General features: G+C 71.8%; 15 protein-coding genes. 11 read left to right on the forward strand and 4 right to left on the reverse strand.

The window, feature by feature from the left end; translation table 11 throughout:
• Positions 1 to 1,506: alkaline phosphatase D family protein (locus ABFX54_RS52040; RefSeq protein ID WP_346114693.1), on the forward strand; the 1,506-nt coding region annotated here is incomplete at its 5' end.
• A 181-nt stretch (positions 1,507 to 1,687) separates the two neighbouring features.
• Here the strand turns inward: ABFX54_RS52040 and ABFX54_RS52045 are convergent.
• Positions 1,688 to 3,472, reverse strand: coding sequence for an efflux RND transporter periplasmic adaptor subunit (locus tag ABFX54_RS52045; protein WP_346114694.1), 1,785 nt, complete (start codon positions 3,470 to 3,472; stop codon positions 1,688 to 1,690).
• Between the two features lie 145 nt (positions 3,473 to 3,617).
• On the opposite strand from ABFX54_RS52045, the gene ABFX54_RS52050 reads away from it, so the two are divergent.
• Genes ABFX54_RS52050 through ABFX54_RS52075 form a run of 6 tightly spaced genes read left to right on the forward strand, consistent with a single transcriptional unit; the run spans position 3,618 to position 9,584 of the window.
• Positions 3,618 to 4,772 (forward strand): efflux RND transporter periplasmic adaptor subunit, encoded by a 1,155-nt coding sequence (locus ABFX54_RS52050; RefSeq protein ID WP_346114695.1) that lies wholly within the window; start codon positions 3,618 to 3,620, stop codon positions 4,770 to 4,772.
• Positions 4,769 to 5,527 (forward strand): ABC transporter ATP-binding protein, encoded by a 759-nt coding sequence (locus ABFX54_RS52055; protein ID WP_346114696.1) that lies wholly within the window; start codon positions 4,769 to 4,771, stop codon positions 5,525 to 5,527. The genes ABFX54_RS52050 and ABFX54_RS52055 overlap by 4 nt, the downstream gene beginning before the upstream one ends.
• Complete coding sequence (locus ABFX54_RS52060) at positions 5,524 to 6,801, forward strand: ABC transporter permease (protein WP_346114697.1); 1,278 nt, start codon at positions 5,524 to 5,526, stop codon at positions 6,799 to 6,801. Before ABFX54_RS52055 ends, ABFX54_RS52060 begins: the two co-directional genes overlap by 4 nt.
• A gap of 10 nt (positions 6,802 to 6,811) precedes the next feature.
• The gene (locus ABFX54_RS52065; RefSeq protein WP_346114699.1) at positions 6,812 to 7,369 is read left to right on the forward strand and encodes a hypothetical protein; all 558 of its coding nucleotides are present in this window, start codon (positions 6,812 to 6,814) and stop codon (positions 7,367 to 7,369) included.
• The gene (locus ABFX54_RS52070; protein ID WP_346114700.1) at positions 7,366 to 8,058 is read left to right on the forward strand and encodes a response regulator transcription factor; all 693 of its coding nucleotides are present in this window, start codon (positions 7,366 to 7,368) and stop codon (positions 8,056 to 8,058) included. The genes ABFX54_RS52065 and ABFX54_RS52070 overlap by 4 nt, the downstream gene beginning before the upstream one ends.
• Positions 8,055 to 9,584: an ATP-binding protein gene (locus tag ABFX54_RS52075; protein WP_346114701.1), complete on the forward strand. Its 1,530-nt coding sequence runs from the start codon at positions 8,055 to 8,057 to the stop codon at positions 9,582 to 9,584. Before ABFX54_RS52070 ends, ABFX54_RS52075 begins: the two co-directional genes overlap by 4 nt.
• Positions 9,585 to 9,636: 52 nt before the next feature.
• Here the strand turns inward: ABFX54_RS52075 and ABFX54_RS52080 are convergent, their stop codons facing one another.
• Complete coding sequence (locus tag ABFX54_RS52080) at positions 9,637 to 11,016, reverse strand: FG-GAP-like repeat-containing protein (protein WP_346114702.1); 1,380 nt, start codon at positions 11,014 to 11,016, stop codon at positions 9,637 to 9,639.
• 225 nt (positions 11,017 to 11,241) lie between these two features.
• On the opposite strand from ABFX54_RS52080, the gene ABFX54_RS52085 reads away from it, so the two are divergent.
• Entirely contained in the window at positions 11,242 to 12,471 is a 1,230-nt protein-coding gene (locus ABFX54_RS52085; protein ID WP_346114704.1) for a cytochrome P450, read from the forward strand.
• A gap of 185 nt (positions 12,472 to 12,656) precedes the next feature.
• Here ABFX54_RS52085 and ABFX54_RS52090 read toward each other — a convergent pair whose 3' ends face one another.
• A complete protein-coding gene (locus tag ABFX54_RS52090; protein ID WP_346114705.1) occupies positions 12,657 to 14,087 on the reverse strand; it encodes an MFS transporter in 1,431 nt (476 codons plus the stop codon).
• A 127-nt stretch (positions 14,088 to 14,214) separates the two neighbouring features.
• Positions 14,215 to 14,811: a TetR/AcrR family transcriptional regulator gene (locus tag ABFX54_RS52095; protein WP_346114707.1), complete on the reverse strand. Its 597-nt coding sequence runs from the start codon at positions 14,809 to 14,811 to the stop codon at positions 14,215 to 14,217.
• A gap of 139 nt (positions 14,812 to 14,950) precedes the next feature.
• Between ABFX54_RS52095 and ABFX54_RS52100 the strand changes: the two genes are divergently transcribed.
• The 3 genes from ABFX54_RS52100 (at position 14,951) to ABFX54_RS52110 (ending at position 18,476) form a co-directional block, all read left to right on the forward strand.
• Positions 14,951 to 16,000 carry a LacI family DNA-binding transcriptional regulator gene (locus ABFX54_RS52100; RefSeq protein WP_346114708.1) on the forward strand — a complete coding sequence of 350 codons (1,050 nt, stop codon included), beginning with the start codon at positions 14,951 to 14,953 and terminating at the stop codon, positions 15,998 to 16,000.
• 215 nt (positions 16,001 to 16,215) lie between these two features.
• Entirely contained in the window at positions 16,216 to 17,580 is a 1,365-nt protein-coding gene (locus tag ABFX54_RS52105) for an extracellular solute-binding protein (protein ID WP_346114709.1), read from the forward strand.
• Positions 17,577 to 18,476 carry a carbohydrate ABC transporter permease gene (locus tag ABFX54_RS52110; protein ID WP_346114710.1) on the forward strand — a complete coding sequence of 300 codons (900 nt, stop codon included), beginning with the start codon at positions 17,577 to 17,579 and terminating at the stop codon, positions 18,474 to 18,476. Before ABFX54_RS52105 ends, ABFX54_RS52110 begins: the two co-directional genes overlap by 4 nt.
• The last annotated feature ends 117 nt before the right edge of the window (positions 18,477 to 18,593 follow it).

The raw sequence follows: 18,593 nt of genomic DNA on the forward strand, positions 1-18,593 counted from the left end.
CGGCCCGCACCCGCCGCGGCCTCCTCGTCCAGGACACTCAGATCCGACCCGTTCACGCTCGGCGTGGCCTCGGGCGACCCCTCGGCCGACGGCTTCGTCCTGTGGACCAGGCTCGCCACCGACCCGATGAGCGGGGACGGCCGCGGCGGCATGCCCTCCCGCGACGTGGAGGTGGACTGGCAGGTCGCCACCGACGAGCGCTTCTCCAAGATCATCGAATCCGGTACGGCCACGGCCAGGGCACGCGACGCCCACAGCGTCCACGTGGAGCTGAAGGGCCTGCGGCCGGGCCGCGACTACTTCTACCGGTTCAAAAGCCAGGGCCGCCTCTCGCCCGCCGGCCGCACCAGGACGACGCCGGTGGGGGAGACTCCGCTCACGTTCGCCGTGGCCGCGTGCGCGCACTACGAGCACGGCTACTACACCGCCTACCGCCGCCTGGCCGAGCAGGAGCCCGACCTCGTGGTCTTCCTCGGCGACTACATGTACGAATACGGCCCCAGCGGCTACACCGCCCTGGCCGGCCGCGTCCGCACCCACAGCCCCGGCAAGTGCCGCACGCTCGCCGACTACCGGTTGCGGCACGCCCAGTACAAGAGCGACCCCGACCTCCAGGCCGCGCACGCGGTGGCGCCGTGGCTGGTGTCGTTCGACGACCACGAGGTGGAGAACAACTGGGCCGGGCCCGTCTCCAGCACCGGCGCCCAGGGGTTCGAGCAGCGCCGGGCGCAGGCGTTCCGTGCGTACTACGAGAACATGCCGCTGCGCGGGGGCAGCCTCCACGGCGCCGTGCTGCGCGTGAACCGGCGCGTCTCCTGGGGCACGCTGGCCCGCTTCCACCTGCTCGACACCCGGCAGTTCCGCGACGACCAGGCGTGCCTCGACGGCGTGCGGGCGGGCTGCGACGAACGGCTCTCCGACGGGCGCACGCTCCTCGGCGCCGGCCAGTGGCGCTGGCTGGAGAGCGGCCTGAACGGCTCCACCACCCGCTGGAACCTGCTCGGCCAGCAGATCCTGATGGCGCAGCGGGACTTCAAGGTCGGGCCGGGGCGCGAGGTGAATCTCGACTCCTGGGACGGCTACGCGGCCGAACGCACCCGGCTGCTCGGCTCGCTGGCGCGTACCCCCAACCCGGTGGTGCTGACCGGGGACGCGCACATGCACCACCTGGCCGAGCTCAAGCCCGACTTCGACGACCCGGACTCGCCGGTGGTGGCCAGGGAACTGGTGGCGTCGTCGATCGCGAGCGACGGGGACGGGTACCGGGACCGGACGTGGATCTCCGAGGCACTCCAGGAGAACCCGCACATCTCGTACATCGATCAGCGGCGCGGGTACCTGATGGCGCGGCTGACCCGGGACGAGCTGTCGGTGGACTTCAGGACCCTGGACTACATCTCCCGCAGGGGCGCCCGGGCCAAGACGTCCCACCGTGTCACGATCCCGTCCACCAGCGACACCACCGCCGCCGCCGCGGCCCAGGCCGCCCCACCCCGCACCGGCTGAACGCCGGCTGGGAGGAAGCTGAGGGTTCGCTCAACCGCTTCGTGGGCCCTCTCAGGCTCCTGCGGGGCTTTTCGGGGGTGTGGTGAGGCCCGGCCGGACTCCGCATGGCAGGTGGGGCGGAGTCCGGCCGGGAGAGAGGCCGGCCCGGACGGGCGGGTGGTTGCCGTCCGGACCGGCCGGTTCATGCGCCGGGCCAGCTCCCGTCTGGGAACTCGCCCGACGTGCCGCCCGACAGGACCACCTGGTCGCTCTCGCCCAGGCCCGAGACGACCTCCACGTACTGGTCGCCGCGCACCCCGGTCCGCACCACCCTGGACGCGTCCCGGCCGCCGGACCGTACGGTGACCACCTGCGTACCGTCGGAGCGGCTGCGCACCGCCGCTGCGGGCACGTAGATCGTGTCCCTGGCCTGGCCCGTCGTGATCGTCACCGACGCGGTCTGGCCGAGCATGAGCCCGGCCGGCGGCTCGTCGAAGGCGATCGTCACCGCGTAGCGGACGAGCCGGCCGTCGACGGTCGCGGTGGGCGCGATGGCCGTCACCGTCCCCTCGTGGCGCTCGTCACCGCGCGTGGCCAGCGTCACCACGGCCCGCTGGCCGAGTTTGAGCCGGCCCACGTCGGACTCGGTGACCATGGCCTGGACCTGCAGCTCGTCGAGGTCGCCGAGGCTGATGAAGGTGCCGGTGCCCGCCCGGTCGCCGGGTCCGCCCGCGACCGACAGGACCGTGCCCGCCGCCGGGGCCACGATCCTGGTCGCCCGTACGGCGTCGGCCGCCTGCTGGAGCGCGGCCTCGGCGCGCTCCACGTCTACCTCGGCCTGCTCCGCACCGACCCCGCCGGCAGCCTGCGAGCCCGCGCCGCCCGCACCACCGGTGGCGTCCTTGGCGCCGGTCCCTGTGCCGCCAGTTCCGCCGCACGAACCCTGGGAAGGGTGGCCGGTGCCGGAGGTCGGCTTGCCGCCGCCCGTGGGCTTGCCGCTCGCCGACGGCTTCACGCCGGCTGTGGGCTTGCCGGTGGCCGTGGGCTTCTTGGTGGACGGCTTGGCGCTGGTGGCGGGTCGGTCGGGTGGGGCGGCGGTCGTGGAGGGGTGGCTTCCTGGCTGCTCGTTCCCGCCGGTGCCGCCGTCCGATGAGCCGCCGGTCGGCCTGGCGGTGACGGTCGCCGTCACGGTGGCCGTGGCGGTCGCGGTCACGGTGACCGTCACCGTGGGCCGGGGCTCGGGCTCCGCGGGGCCGGACGTGGGTCTGGACGTCGGGGTGGACGTCGGTGCGGACGTCGGCGCAGGTGTCGGCGTTAGCGTGGGGCGCGGGCTTCTGCCGCGTGCCTCGCCCGTACCAGGATCTGCCTTCTCACCGTAAGGCTCCTCGGGCCCGTAACCCCCGCTGCCGCCCCCCAACGCGGTGTCCACCAGCACCTCTGCTGGGCCGTCCGATGGGCCGTCCGATGGGCCGTCCGATGGGCCGTCCGATGGGCCGTTCGTCGGGACGGGCGTCGGGCCCGTGGGGACAGGCGTGGCCCGGCCCGTGCTCGCGGGCGTCGAAGCCTTCCCAGGGCCGGCCGTGGGCACGCAGGTCGCGGGGGCCCGGTCGCCGCCGCCCGGCGAGGGGGCGGACGCGGCCTCGTCCCTGGACTCCTCGGCCGCCGCCAGGTCGGCCTTGGCCGCCTCGTACGCCTCCCGCGCCGCCCGCCCGTCGATCCTGGCCAGCACCTGGCCCTTCCTCACCTTCGCCCCGACCTTCACGTACACCTTCGTCAGCGTCCCCGAAGAGCCGAACGCCAGGTCCCGGCGCGAGCCGTCCACGGTGTCACCCGCCGCGCTCACCGCGGCCGTGACCTGCCCGCGCTGGGCGGCGGCCAGCCGCACCTGGACGGCGGGCGAGGTGTCGTCGCGCAGGGCCAGCGCCAGGCCGGACCCGGCCACGAGCACGGCCAGGGCGAGCCCGCCCAGCGCGAAAGTCGGTCTCATGAGGGGACATCCTGGCCCAGCAGGATCGCGCCGAGCTGTCAGGAGCCTCAGAGTTGCCTGAGTGCCCGCGCTGGACGCCGGTTTGTCAGCGAACGTTCAGGCTGCTCGCGGCTGCGGCGCAGCCTCGTGTGCAAGGGTCACCGCCGTGAAGGTGTCGATCAGGCGCAGAGCGCTGATTACCAACGGAGTGCTCACGGTGCTCCTCCTGGGCGGCGCCGGGCTCGCCTACGCCCAGCTCGGCGCGGGCCAGGCGTCGGGGGAGAGCGCCGTGCGGACGGTGACCGCCTCCCGCGGCTCGGTGTCCGCCTCGGTGTCCGCCTCGGGCGCGGTCGAAAGCTCCCGGTCCAGGGCGCTCTCGTTCGGTACGAGCGGAACCGTGGCGAAGATCTACGTCAAGCCCGGCGACAAGGTGGCCAAGGGCGACCTGCTCGCCCGGCTGGACGACACCGCCGCCCAGGAGAGCCTGTCGGCGGCCAAGGCCGCGTACGACAGCGCCCTCGACGACGGGACGGACACCGCCCGGCTCTACGCCGCCTTCGTCAAGGCCCGCAACGCCTACAGGGAGGCGCGGCGAACGGTCGCCGCCACCGTGCTGAAGGCCCCGTTCAAGGGCACGATCACGGCGGTGAACGGCTCGGTCGGCGGCACGAGCACAGGCGACGGCTCAGGATCGAGCGCAGCATCGAGCGCAGGATCAGGGGCGGGCTCGGGCTCCGGGGCGGGTGGTACGAGCTCAGGACAGGGCACGACGTCCGGCGGCTTCGTCGAGCTGGCCGACACCACCAGGCTGCGCCTCGTGGGCACCTTCACCGAGTCGGACGTCGGCAGGCTCAAGCAGGGCCAGGAGGCCACGATCACGTTCGACGCGCTGCCCGGCGTGACGGCCGCGGGCAAGGTCACCCAGATCGAGCCCGTCGCCTCGACCAGCGACAACGTGGTGCGCTACCCGGTCACGGTCACCTTCGGCGAGGTCCCCGACCAGGTCAGGCTGGGCCAGACCGCCACCGTCGAGGTCGTGGTGGGCCGGGCCGACGACGTCGTCACCGTCCCCTCGACGGCGGTGTCCACCAGCGGCGGCCGCAGCACGGTCACCGTGCTCCGCGACGGCCGCCAGAGCAGGGTCGCGGTCGAGGTCGGCGTGCGGGGCACGACGCTGACGGAGATCAGGTCGGGCGTGTCGGAGGGCGACCTGATCGTGCCCCCGGCGCCCGCGAACGGCACGACAGGCGGCCAGCGCCAGTTCGGCGGCGGGGCCGGGTTCCCCGGCGGCGGGGGCGTGCCGGGCGGAGGCAGGCGATGACCGTCCAGGAGGAGACCGCACCCGTCCCCGTGCTGCGCGTACGCGACCTCGTCAAGGAGTACGGCGAGGGCGACGCCCGGGTGCGCGCTCTGCGGGGCGTCAGCCTGGACGTCGAGCGGGGCGACTACGTGGCCGTCATGGGCGCGTCCGGCTCGGGAAAGTCCACGCTCATGAACATCCTCGGCTGCCTCGACGTCCCGACCTCGGGCACGTACCTCATCGACGGCGCCGACGCGGGCCGCCTCGACGAGCACCAGCTCGCCGTCCTGCGCAACCGCAGGGTCGGCTTCGTCTTCCAGTCGTTCAACCTGATCCCGCGCATGAGCGCGCTGGCCAACGTCGAACTGCCCCTCGTGTACGGCGGCGTCGCCCTGGCCGCGCGGCGCGAGCGGGCCCTGGCCGCGCTGGAGCAGGTCGGCCTGGCCGACCGCGTGCACCACGAGCCGAACCAGCTCTCCGGCGGCCAGCAGCAGCGCGTGGCCCTGGCCAGGGCGCTGGTCAACCGCCCCGCGCTGCTGCTGGCCGACGAGCCGACCGGCAACCTCGACACCGCCTCCACCCGCGACGTCCTGGAGATCATGGACCGGCTCAGCGCGTCCGGCCGCACGATCGTGCTGATCACGCACGAGGACGACGTGGCCGCGCACGCCAAGCGGGTGATCAGGCTGGTGGACGGCGAGGTCGTCGAGGACCGCAGACAGGCGCCGGTGGACGGCCCGCCGCCGCGGCTGCCGCAGGGCGAGGACGCCGCGTGAACCGGATCGAGATCCTCCGCTTCGCCCTGCGCGGCCTGCTGGCCAACAAACTGCGCAGCGCGCTGACCACGCTCGGCATCCTCATCGGGGTGGCCGCGGTCATCATGCTGGTCGCCGTCGGCGAGGGCTCCTCGCGCAGCATCCAGCAGAACATCCAGCGCCTCGGCGCGAACACGCTCACGATCTCCCCGTCCTTCTCGGGCGGCGGTGGCGGCGGCGGTGGCGGAGGTGGCGGAGGTGGCGGCGGCGTACGGGGGCCGGCCGACGGCGGGAACACCGGACCGCGCACCCAGGCCAGGCAGCTCAGCCTGGCCGACGCCAAGGCGCTGACGGACAGCACGCTCGCCCCGTCGGTCAAGAGCGTCTCGCCGGTCGTCAACGCCCCCTCGGCCACCGCCGCGTACGGGGCCGCCACCCACGCGATCGGGCAGTTCGTCGGCACGTACCCCAGCTACTTCGAGGCCGTGAACAAGCCCGTGGCCCAGGGCACGTACTTCTTCAACGACGACGTCCTGGCCGCCAGGAAGGTCGTGGTGCTCGGCCGGACCGTGGCCGAGGAGCTCTTCGGCGACGCCGACCCGATCGGCGGGCGGATCAGCGTGTCCGGAGTGCCGTTCACGGTGGTCGGCGTGCTGAAGGCGTCGGGCTCCACCGGCATGCAGGACGCCGACGACGTGGCCATCGCGCCGCTGCCGGCCGTGCAGCAGAGCCTGAGCGGGTTCGGCCCGCTCGGCCAGATCGTCGTGCAGGCCACCGGAGCGGGCACCACCACGACGGCCCAGGCCGAGGTCACGGCTATCCTCAACCAACGACACGGCATCACGAACGACAATCCCGACTACCGCATACTCAACCAGGCCACGTTGCAGGAGACCGTCAGTGAGGCGACCGGCACCTTCACCGTGCTGCTCGGCGCCGTCGCCGCGATCTCGCTGCTGGTCGGCGGCATCGGCATCACGAACATCATGCTCGTGACGGTCACCGAGCGCACCCGCGAGATCGGCATCCGCAAGGCCATCGGGGCGCCCAGGAGCGCGATCCTGGGCCAGTTCCTGATGGAGGCCACGCTGCTGAGCCTGGTGGGCGGCCTGTCCGGGGTGCTGGTGGCGTTCGTCGGGACCAGGTTCAGCGTGGCCGGCATCGAGCCGGTCCTGGTGCCGTCGTCGGTCGTGCTGGCGCTGGGCGTCTCGTTGGGGATCGGGCTGTTCTTCGGCAGTTATCCCGCCAACAGGGCGGCCAAGCTCAGGCCGATCCAGGCCTTGCGCCACGAGTAAGGAGAAGGACATGTCCCACCTGGACTCCTCGCCGTTCCCCGGCGACCTGCGGGAGGAGCTCGCCGTCCAGCCCGTCAGGGGCCCGTCGAAGCTCACGATGGCACTGGGCGCCGGGGTGGTGCTGGTGGCCGGGATCCTCGTCGGCATCCAGGCGCAGAACCTGTTCGGCTCCGCCGGCGCCGCGGCCCAGGCGGGCGCGCAGCAGCGCTTCGGCGGCGGCCAGCCGGGCGCGGGCCAGCAGCCCGACGGAGCCGGGCAGCCGGGCTCAGGTCAGCAGCCCGGCGGACGGCAGCGCATGGGCGGCGGCGGGGGAGGCACCGCCGGCACCGTGGAGAAGGTCGAGGGCGGCAAGGTCTACGTCAAGACCGCGGACGGCGCCATCGTCGCGGTGAACACCACCGACCAGACCACCGTGCGGATCTCCAAGCCGGCCAAGGTCACCGACCTCAAGCAGGGCAGCACGATCGTGGTACGCGGCCAGAAGGGCGCCGACGGAGCGGTCACCGCCGACTCGATCAGCGAGGGCGGCCAGGGCTTCCAGCGCCCCCAGGGAGGAGGCCCGCGATGAACGCACCCGAGGCCAGGCTGCTGGTGGTCGACGACGAACCCAACATCAGGGAGCTGTTCTCGGCCAGCCTGCGCATGGCCGGGTTCGAGGTGCTGACCGCCGCCGACGGAAAGGAGGCGCTGCGGGTGGCCGAGGAGAGCTCGCCCGACCTGGTGATGCTCGACGTGATGCTGCCCGACCTCGACGGCATGACCGTGGCGGGCCGGCTGCACTCGCGTGGCCGGCGGGTCCCGGTGCTGTTCGTGACCGCCAAGGACACGCCGGAGGACAGGATCGCCGGGCTGGGCCTCGGTGAGGACTACGTGACCAAGCCGTTCAGCCTGGAGGAGGTCATCGCCAGGATCAGGGCCGTGCTGCGCAGGACGCGGCGCGGCACGCCGCCGCCGAACCGGATCCGGGTCGCCGACCTGGAGCTGGACGAGGAGACCCACGAGGCGTGGCGCGACGGCGTCCCCGTACGGCTGTCGCCGACGGAGTTCCGGCTGCTGCGGTACTTCATGCTCAACACCGGCCGGGTGCTGTCGAAGACCCAGATCCTCGACCACGTCTGGAACGGCGACTGGCGCACCGACGTCGGTCTCGTGGAGTCGTACGTGTCGTACCTGCGCCGCAAGGTCGACACCGGTGACCGCAAATACCTGCACACACTGCGCGGGGTCGGCTACATCCTGCGCCCGCCGCGCCTATGAGCAAGCAGTCGTCCGCGCACCCGCGCCCTGGCCGGCGGTCGTCCGCGCACATGCGGCTCAGGAAACAGCTCTCCCGTGCGCCGCTCTGGCTGCGGCTGGTGTCGGCGACCCTCCTGCTGGTCACCCTCGCCATCACGCTGACCGGCCTGTTCGCCGTACGGCTGCTGCGCAGCTACCTCGTCGAGCGCGTCGACCAGCAGCTCCGCGTGGCCGCGCTGCCACGGGACCCGCCCCCGCCGGCCGAACCCCGTCCCGACGGGCGCACCCAGCGCTTCTTCGGCCTGTTCCACGGCGTCGTGCTCAGCCCGGGCGGCGACGTGGTCCGGATCATCAGCGAGTCCACCGAGACGAACACCCCCGACCTGCCCCGCCTCACCGCCGCCGACGTGCTCGCCATGCGGGGGCACCCGTTCACGGTGGAGTCGCGTGGCGCGGACGGCCCGAGCTGGCGGGTCGCCGCCGTGCCGACGCGCGGCGGCCTGACCCGGATGACGGCCATCAGCCTCGGCGACGTGGACGCCACGGTCTCCCAGCTCGTCCTGATCGTGGCGGCGGCCGGCGGCGGCACGCTGGTCGTGCTCGGGTTCGCCTGCTTCTGGCTGGTACGCAGGAGCCTGCGCCCGCTGGGCGAGATCGCGCGTACCGCGAAGGACATCGCCGGTGGCGACCTGTCGCGCCGCGTGCCGCTGTGGGCCGGCACCACCGAGGTCGGCAAGCTCGGCCGCTCGCTCAACGCCATGCTGGCCCAGATCGAGGTGGCGGTGCGCGAGCGGGAGGAGGCCGCCGAGTCGGCGCGCGCGTCCGCCACCGCCGCCAGGCGTTCCGAGGAGGTGATGCGCCGGTTCATGGCCGACGCCTCGCACGAGCTGCGCACGCCGCTGACCTCGATCAGGGGGTTCGCGGAGCTGTTCCGGCTGGGGGAGGAGAAGGAGCTGGCCGAGGCCGTACGGCTGCTCGGCCGCATCGAGGGGCAGGCGGCCCGGATGGGGCTGCTGGTGGAGGACATGCTGCTGCTGGCCCGGCTCGACCAGCGGCGCGAGCTCGCGACCGGGCCCGTTGACCTGCTCAGCCTGGCCGCCACCGCCGTGATCGACGCCCAGACGCTCGCCCCCGACCGGAGGATCGAGCTGGTTCGGCTCTTCGGCGGCGAGGGCGACGTCGTCGTGACCGGCGACGAGCCGCGCCTGGCCCAGGTGATCAACAACCTCGTCGCCAACGCGCTCACCCACACCCCGCCCGGCACCGCGTTCCAGGTGCGCGTGGGCGTGGACGGCGATCGGGCCGTGGTGGAGGTGGCCGACGAGGGATCCGGGTTCGCGGAGGAGGTGGCGGAGCGGGTGTTCGAACGCTTCTACCGGGCGGACCCGGCGCGCGCGGCGGGCGGGTCGGGGCTGGGGCTGTCGATCGCGGCCACGCTGGTGGAGGCGCACGGCGGGATCGTCGTCGCCGAGAGCGAACCGGGCAAGGGCGCCCTGTTCCGGATCATCCTGCCCGCACGCGGCGGTGAATCTCAGCCGAAGGCGTAGCCATCCGCAGGCCGAAACCCGAAGGGCAGTCGCGCGCGACGAGAAGCCGCCCTCAGCCGAAGGCGTAGCCGTACAGGCCGGTGCCCTCGCTGAGCGGGCGTACCTTGCCCAGTCGCAGCCCGGACCGGCGCCGTCCGGGGGCGTACATGACGAGCCCCTGATCCGGGGCCGCCACCACCAGCCCGTCGAGTGCGGGCCTCTTGGCCGACAGCGACCGGTACCGCTCCCAGCCCGGCAGGGCCGTCACCTGGGCGCCGAAGTCGCGCCCCTTGCCCTTCACCAGCAGGTTCCCCACCCGCGTCAGCCCGCCCGCCGACCGCCCGGCCAGCACCTGGACGGCCTTCTCGCCCGGCACGCCGATGGCCAGCTCGTCGTTGCCGTCGCCGTTGAAATCCCCGGCGGCCAGCGACGCCCCGAACCGGTCGTAGTAGCGCGGCTTGCCGTCGAGCGAGTTCTGCGACCACGCCTCGGTCCTGTCGGTCCTGAGGCCGCCGGACGAGCCGTACAGCACGTCCACCGTGCCGTCGCCGTAGTCCATCGCCCGCTGGTTGGCGCTCAGCCCCTCGCCGGGCACGCCGATGGCCAGGTCCTCCTTGCCGTCGCCGTTGAAGTCGCCGGTCGCGAGGGCGGCCCCGAAGTTGTCCCACTTCTCGGAGGCTCCCTCGATCCCCGGCGTGCTCTGCGTCAGCAGCCGCGCCCGCCGGGCGCGCACGTCGATCACGGTGGCCGAGCCCTGCCCGTCCATCGTCACGCTGTCGGCCGGCGCCCCGACCACCAGCTCGTCCCTCCCGTCGCCGTCGAAGTCCCCGGTCGCCAGCGACGCGCCCCACTGGTCGGTGACGGCCGCCGCCTGCCGTACCCACGACGTCTTCTGCGTGATCTGGTACGGCTTGCGGCCCTTCATCCAGTACACGGTCACCGCCCCGCCCGACCGATGGCTCGGCGCGCCCACGACCAGCTCGTCCTTGCCGTCCCCGTCGAGGTCGCCCGCCGCCAGCGCCGCCCCGAACCGGTCACTGGACGGCTTCGCCAGGGCCAGCTCCGCGCCGGTCACCAGCCCGCCGGGGGAGCCGTCGAAGACCTGCACGACCCCGTTGCCGTCGCCGCCCGGCACCCGCTCGCCCACGAACTCCTCCGACACCCCCACCGCGAGGTCGGCACACCGGTCGCCGTTGAAGTCCCCGACGGCCAGCGCGGACCCGAACGAGTCACCCGGCTCGGCGCCTTCCTGGGTGAGCTTCACCTTCTCCCCTGAGCCGTACATGACGGTCACCGAGCCGGCCCTGGCGGAGTCGTACGGGGCGGCCACGGCGAGGTCGGGGCGGCCGTCGCCGTCGAAGTCGAGGGGATGGCCGCCGCAGGCATGGGTGGTGGCCGGCGAGACGCCTGAGGCGAAGGGAAGAATCAGACAGGCAGCGAGCAGAGCATTCATACCGGAAGTAATGACCAGTCAGCTCGAACCACGTCTGAACAGGACGAGAACGGCCCAAGAGACCCGGATGCACATCCCATTCCCCGGTCCGCGGACGGATCTCCACCCCGCCCCGGAGACCGCGCGGTTCCTTGATCACCGCATCCGTGCCGGGGCCGGCCCTAGTGGCCGGGTCGCCCGGTTCTACGGGCCTTTCGAAGCCCGGGAACGTGCCAGGATAGACGGGTGCACATCGACCTCGCGGATCTGAACTTCTGGCGGAAGAGCCTCAAGGAGCGTAATGAGGCGTTCGCCCAGCTTCGGCAGTTGGAGCATCCGGTGTTCTTCCCGGAGAAGAAGGTGCCGTTCCTCCGTTCCGGCAAGGGTTTCTACGCCCTCGTCCGGCACGCGGACGTGATCGAGGCCAGCCGCAACGCCAAGATCTTCTCCAGCGAGCCCGCCGTCACCAACCCCGAGCCGCCCGGCTGGGTGAAGCAGGTGTTCGGCGAGTCGATGGTCAACATGGACGACCCCCGCCACGCCCGCCTGCGCCGCATCGTCACCCGTTCGTTCAGCCCCAAGATGCTGGCCGGCCTGCAGAGTGACATCGAGACGGCGTGCGCGCGCATCGTCGACGACGCGATCAAGGACGGGCCCGGCGACTTCGTCACGCAGGTGGCGGCCCGGCTGCCCATCCACGTCATCTGCGACATGCTCGACATCCCGCAGGAGTTGCGGGAGCAGGTGCACAAGCACGTCGACATCTCCACCGCCTACACCGGCGTGCGCCCCAGCCTGGCCCGCAGCGTGCAGATGGCCGGCCAGAACATGCTGGCCCTGCTCGCCCTGCAGCGCATGGTCATCAAGCTCGGCCACGAGCGCATCGCCGAGCCCAAGGGCGACCTGGTCTCGCTGCTGGTCAACGCCAACCCCGACGGGGAGAAGCTCACCGACAAGGAGCTCGGCTCGTTCTTCGCCCTGCTGCTGGTCGCGGGCAACGAGACGGCCAGAAACACGATGGCCCACGGCATCAGGCTGCTCACCGAAAACCCGGCGCAGCGCGAGCTGCTCATGAGCGACTTCGACGCCCACATCAACAACACCATCGAGGAGATGGTCCGCTACGTGTCGCCCATCATGCAGTTCAGGCGCACGGTCACCGAGGACTACTCGCTGCGCGGCCTGGAGCTGAAGAAGGGCGACAAGGTCGTGCTCTTCTACGGCTCCGCCAACCGGGACGAGTCGGTCTTCCCCGACCCCGACACGTTCGACATCACCCGCGAGACCAAGCCCCACGTCGGCTTCGGCGGCCCAGGACCCCACTTCTGCCTCGGCGCCAACCTGGCCAGGCAGGAGATGCGCACGATGTTCCGCGAACTGCTCACCCGCCTGCCCGGCATCCGTTCGGTGGGCGAGCCCGAGCTCCTGCTGTCCAACTTCGACAACAGCGTTCGCAGCCAGCCCTACACCTTCTGAGCCGACCGATCGGCGTGGCGGGTCGCGTAGCTGCGCATGAGCTGGTTGCGCGCGGCCGGCTGTTCGGGGCTGGTCATCTCCAGCGACTCGGCCTCGACGCCGTCATCCCAGGCCGGCGTGCCCTGACGGGTGGTGGCGATGACCCGCCAGCCACGAGCCCGGGGGCCTACGGGTGGATCGCGAATTCAGGAACGGTCGCCGTCGCTGTCGTCATCGTCGGCGGTCAGGACGTTCGTTCTGATCGTGAGGAAGGTGATCAGGGCAGCCACGACCATCATCGCGGCGCTGATCAGCATGGCCACGTGGAAGCCCGCGTCGAAGACCAGCGGCTGCTGGAAGGCGTCGCCCACCAGGCCGACCAGGGGCGGGACCGCGGCCACCGCCAGGAGGCTGCCGGTGCGGGCCACCGCGTTGTTGACGCCGCTGGCCGTGCCCGCGTAGCGCTCGTCGGCGGTGGCGAGGACGGTCGCGGTCAGCGGCGCCACCGTCGCCGACAGGCCGAGCCCGAACACGAACACCGCAGGGAGCACCTGGAACGGGTAGGACGCGCCCGGCCCGATCGTGCTCATCGCCAGGAACCCGCAGCCCGCCACCAGGATGCCGAGCGTCATGGGCCAGCGCGGGCCCACCCGTTTGGCCAGCTCGCCGGCCCGGGCCGACAGCAGCATCATCAGGATCGTGGTCGGCAGCATCGACAGCCCGGCGGCGATGGGCGAGAACCCGGAGACCACCTGGAGCTGCACCACCAGCAGGAAGAACACCACGCCCATGGCCGCGTACATGATCAGCGTCACCACGTTGACGGCCGTGAAGACGCGGTCGCGGAACATCCCCACCGGGACCAGCGCGTCAGGCGACCTGCGGATCTCGACCACCACGAACGCCGCCCCGGCCACCGCCCCCGCCAGCAGTGGCAGCCACGCGCCCTTGCCGATCAGCCCGTAGGTGATCCCGGCCAGAGCCAGCGCCGCCAGCACCGCGCCGAGCACGTCGAAGCGCCCCGCCGCCTGCTCGTCCCTGCTCTCCGGCACGTGCCGCAGCGTGACGAAGACGATCAGCGCCGCGAACGGCAGGTTGATCAGGAACGCCCACCGCCATCCGGCCGTCTGCACCAGCCAGCCGCCCAGCAGCGGCCCGATCGCGCTGGCCACGCCGCCCAGCCCGGACCACACCCCGACGGCCCTCGGCCGGTCGTGCCGGACGAACGACGCCTGGATGATCGCCAGCGACCCCGGTGTCAGCAGCGCCCCGCCGATGCCCTGGAGGGCGCGGGCGGCGATGAGGAACTCGATGTTCGGCGCCAGGCCGCACAGGGCGGAGGCGACCGCGAACCAGACGGTGCCGATCAGGAAGACGGTGCGCCGGCCGTAGCGGTCGCCGAGCGAGCCGCCGAGCAGGATGAGCCCCGCGAGCGTGAGCGTGTAGGCGTTGATCGTCCACTGCAGGCCGGCCATGTCCGCGTCGAGCTCGCGGCCGAGGAAGGGCAGCGCCACGTTGACCACGGTGCTGTCGAGCAGCGCCAGGCCGGACCCGAGCACGGTCGTGCCGAGGATCCACCGGCCGCGCGCCGACTTGAGCTCGACGTGGTCGTGCGACGCGTCCAGGCGGTTGGTCATACGGCCCATCCTGTCACCGGCCCCTGACACTTCCGCCGCGGGCCCGGCCGCCGCCTGATCGCTCCGATGACGACGAGTGACGGGGCCGGTCGCCGGGGCGGGGGAGTCGTGATGCCGGTGGCCGGGGTCAGTCGCCGGCCAGGGCGCGGAGGACGAAATCCGACACCACGGCGCCGGCCGACTCGACCGTCACGTCGCCCCTGATCAGCGGGATCCGCTCGGCGCCGATGACGGCCAGGATCATCCGGGCCGTGGCGGGGACGTCGAGCACGCGGAAGTCGCCGGCCTCGATGCCGCTCTCCAGGATCCCGGCCAGGATCCGCTGCATGGGCGCGACGTGCTCGGCCAGCCGCTGGTACGCGTCGGGCCCCAGGGCGGCGCTGAGGTCGGCCGCGCCCGGATGCGGGTGGGCCAGCAACCCCGCCAGCTGCAGCCGGACGAACACCCGCAGCCGGTCGGCGGGGCCGGCTCCGACGGGCATCTCCTGCTCGTAGGCGTCGATGAAGTATTGGGTCACCCGCTCGGTGAACGCCAGCAGCAGCGCCGCCTTGTCGGGGAAGTAGTTGTAGAGGACCGTGCGGGTGATGCCGGCCTCGCTCGCCACGTCGGTCATGGAGATGGCGTCGATGCCCTGCACTCTCGACAGGCGCGAGACGGCCTGGAGGATCCGGTCGCGCGTCTGGGCGCGGTGCTCGCCGATGGTGGCGGCCTGGATGCGGGGCATGCGTCCATCGTAGGCCGGGCGCGCGCCGACGTCCGGGGCAACATGGTCTTTCGGTCGGCTGGGGCAGCCACCTGAAGCTGTTGTCGATTTCTTGCGTTACTCATTTCTATTTTTGCGGCAATGGTTGTAGCATCGCCTCATGCCGAGACGACTCTCCGACGTGGCCGCCTTCGCCGGGGTCAGTGTGGCCACCGTCAGCCGGGTGCTGCACGACAAGCCGGGCATCGCCCAGGCCACCCGCGACTCGGTGCTCACCGCGCTCGACGTCTTCGGCTACGAGCGCCCGCAGAAGCTGCGCAACCAGCGCGCCCCGCTGATCGGGCTCGTGCTGCCCGAGCTGCAAAACCCGATCTTCCCCGCCATGGCCGAGCTGGTCGTCACCGAGCTGATCAGGCACAACCTGCTGCCCGTCCTGTGCACGCGCACCGCCGACGGGCTGCCGGAGGCGCACTACGTGCAGATGTTGCTGGCCCAGAACGTCGGCGGCATCGTCTTCATCGGCAGCAGCTACGCCGACGCCGGAGCGGCGCAGGTCAAGGAGTTGCGCGCGCGGAAGCTGCCGATCGTGCTGATCAACGCGGCCGACGAGAACCTCGACGTCCCCCGGGTGTGCGTGGACGACGGGGTCGCCGTGCGGCAGGCGCTCGGCCATCTGCGTGCTCTCGGGCACGAGCGCATCGGGCTGATCCTGGGGCCGGTCGGGCACGTCCCGTCCGCGCGCAAGCTCGCCGCCTTCGCCGAAGAGGCCGCTGAGCGTGAGGCGGGGACGCGGGGGGTGCGCGGCCGCTGGTCAGGCGAGCGCGGTGAGCCGGGGTGGCGCGCGCTCGTGGCGCACACGATCTTCACCATGGAGGGCGGCGCCACCGCCGCCGCGCGCCTGGTGGGCGAGGGTGCCACGGCACTGGTGTGCGCCAGTGACGCGCTCGCGCTCGGCGCCGTCAGGTCCGTACGCAAGCAGGGCCTGCGCGTGCCGGCCGACGTGTCCGTGGTCGGGTTCGACGATTCGAGCCTGATGAGCGTCACCGACCCGCCTCTGACCACCGTGCGCCAGCCCATCGCGGCCATGGGCGGCGCGGCGGTGGCCGCGCTGATGTCGCAGATCAACGGCCATGTGGTGCCTGTCGACGAGGTGCTGTTCGACCCCGAGCTGATCGTGCGGGGATCCACGGGGATGTGTCCCGCCCGCTAGCCCGGAGCTGCTGTCAGTAAATTTCATATCACAGCAAGATTCTTGCGGCACGCTATGGACATCCGGCGAGCGCGGTCCTACGGTTCTGGCAACACCTCGGCGCTCGGAAACCTCCAGGCGACATGCCGGTCATCACCACGTGACACCAGCGCGTCCCGCTGGCGATCCGGGCTGCCCTGGTGCGGAAGTTCCCCCCACGGAAGGGATCGCTAGGGATGAAGCGCGGCAGAGCCCTCGGGCTGTCACTGGCCGTCTGCGCGACGCTGGCCTGCGCGGCATGCGGCGGCGGGACTCCGGAGCAGGAGCCGGCGAGCGGTCCCGTGACCATCACGGTGAACGGCCTGCCTCCGGCCACCGACGAGTACAACCGGGCCGTCTTCGAGGAGAACGTCAAGGCGTTCGAGGCCCGCTACCCGGACTACCGGATCGAGGCCAAGGAGGGTTTCATGGACCCTCAGACGTTCAGCGCCAAGATCGCCGGCGGCCAGCTCGAAGACGTCTTCTACGTCTACCTCACCGACGCCCAGAACCTCATCGCCAGGCGCCAGGTCTCCGACGTCAGCCCGTACCTCGCGGACTTCCCCGTCACCAAGGACTACAAGCCGGGCCTGATGAAGGTCTTCTCCTCCGACGACCAGGGCGACGACAAAGGCAAGGTGTACGGGCTGCCCGACGACAACTACTCCCTCGGCCTGCTCTACAACCGCGCCCTGTACAAGAAGGCCGGACTCGACCCCGACAAGCCCCCGCTCACCTGGGAAGAGGTTCGCGAGAACGCCAAGAGGCTGACGGCGCTCGGCGACGGCGTCGTCGGCTACGGCGACTACAGCAAGTCCAACACCGGCGGCTGGCACTTCACCGCCGAGATCTACTCCGTCGGCGGCGACGTCGCCGTCAAGGACGCCACCGGCGCCTGGAAGCCCGCCTTCAACAGCGACCAGGGCCGCCAGGTGCTGCGCCAGCTCAAGGACATGCGCTGGACCGACGACACGATGGGGCAGCGGCAACTGCTGGAGTACGACGACCTGGTCAAGCTCATGGCCTCGCACAAACTGGGCCAGATGATCGGCTCGACCGGCGACCTGACCAACACCGTCACCCGGTTCAAGTCCACGTACGACGACTTCGGCATGGGGCCCATCCCCGGCGGCCAGGGCACGCTCGGCGGCGGCTCCGGCTACATGTTCAAGGCCGGGCTCAGCCCGGAGCAGATCAAGGCGGGCCTGGCCTGGCTGACGTTCAGAAAGAACCCCGACCGCATCGACGCCGACAACGCGCGGGCCGCCGCCAAGGGCCTGCCGGTCGGCCTGCCCGAGCCGAACGTGTGGACCGGCGACTCCGAGCGCAAGCAGCGTGAGGCGACCGAGAAGCACGCCACCGTCCCCACGAAGAACTTCGCGCCGTTCGCCGAGGCGCTCGGCCGCGTCCCGGTCAAGCTGGAGCCGCCGAACGCCCAGCAGATCTACGCCGTGCTCGACACCGCCATGCAGAAGGTCCTCACCGACGAGAACGCCGACGTCGACGCGCTGCTGGCGAACGCCGAGAAGCAGGTCGGCCAGATCCTGGCCGCGGTCAAGTGACGGCCGTCCCCGCGCACCGCGGCCGCCGGAGGGGGGCCTGGCTGCGCCGCAACCTGCACGCCTGGGCCTTCCTGGCGGGCGGCGTCGCGTGCTTCGCCCTGTTCTCGTGGTACCCGCTGGTCAGGGGCATCGTCCTCAGCTTCCAGCAGGTCAACTTCGTCACCGACGCGGTCTGGGTGGGCTGGGACAACTTCCGCGCCCTGTTCGACGACCCGCTGTTCTTCACCGCCTGGGCCAACACGCTGGAGTTCACCGGGCTGGCGCTGCTCTTCGGGTACGCGGTGCCGTTCGTGGTGGCCATCGTGATCAACGAGTTCCGGCACCTCAAGGGCTTCTTCAGGATCGCCGTCTACACCCCGGTCATGCTGCCGCCGATCGTCAGCGTGCTGCTCTGGCAGTACTTCTACGACCCCGGCAACGGCCTGTTCAACTCGATCCTGACCGGTATCGGCCTGCCCGCCTCCGACTGGACGCAGTCCCCGAAGATGGCCATGATCTCCCTGGTCCTCGTCTCGACCTGGGCGAACATGGGCGGCGCCACGATCATGTACCTGGCCGGCCTGGCCACCGTCCCGAGCGAGCTGTACGAGGCCGCCGAGCTCGACGGCGCCGGCGTCCGGCAGCGCGTCAGGCACGTCGTGCTGCCGCAGATGCGCTTCATCCTGCTGGTGCTGCTCCTGCTGCAGATCGTGGCGACCATGCAGGTCTTCATCGAGCCGTACCAGCTCACCGGCACCACCAACCCGGACACGATCACGGTGCTGGTGCTCGTCTACCGCTACGCCTTCACCGTCAACAACGACTTCGGCCTGGCAGCCGCGATGAGCGTGCTGCTGTTCGTGGTGCTGGGCGCGTTCTCGGCCGCGTACCTGCGCCTGACCCGCGACGAGGACTGAGATGACCCTCACCACCGTGCGCCCGGCCGCCGATCGCGGGCGCGCCGCGACCGGCCTGGCGGCGGCCCGGCGACGGCGGGCGGGGGGAGGGTGGGGAGGGGCATCTCAGGCCTCGTC

Source organism: Nonomuraea maheshkhaliensis, assembly GCF_039529435.1.
Taxonomy (GTDB): Bacteria; Actinomycetota; Actinomycetes; order Streptosporangiales; family Streptosporangiaceae; genus Nonomuraea; species Nonomuraea maheshkhaliensis.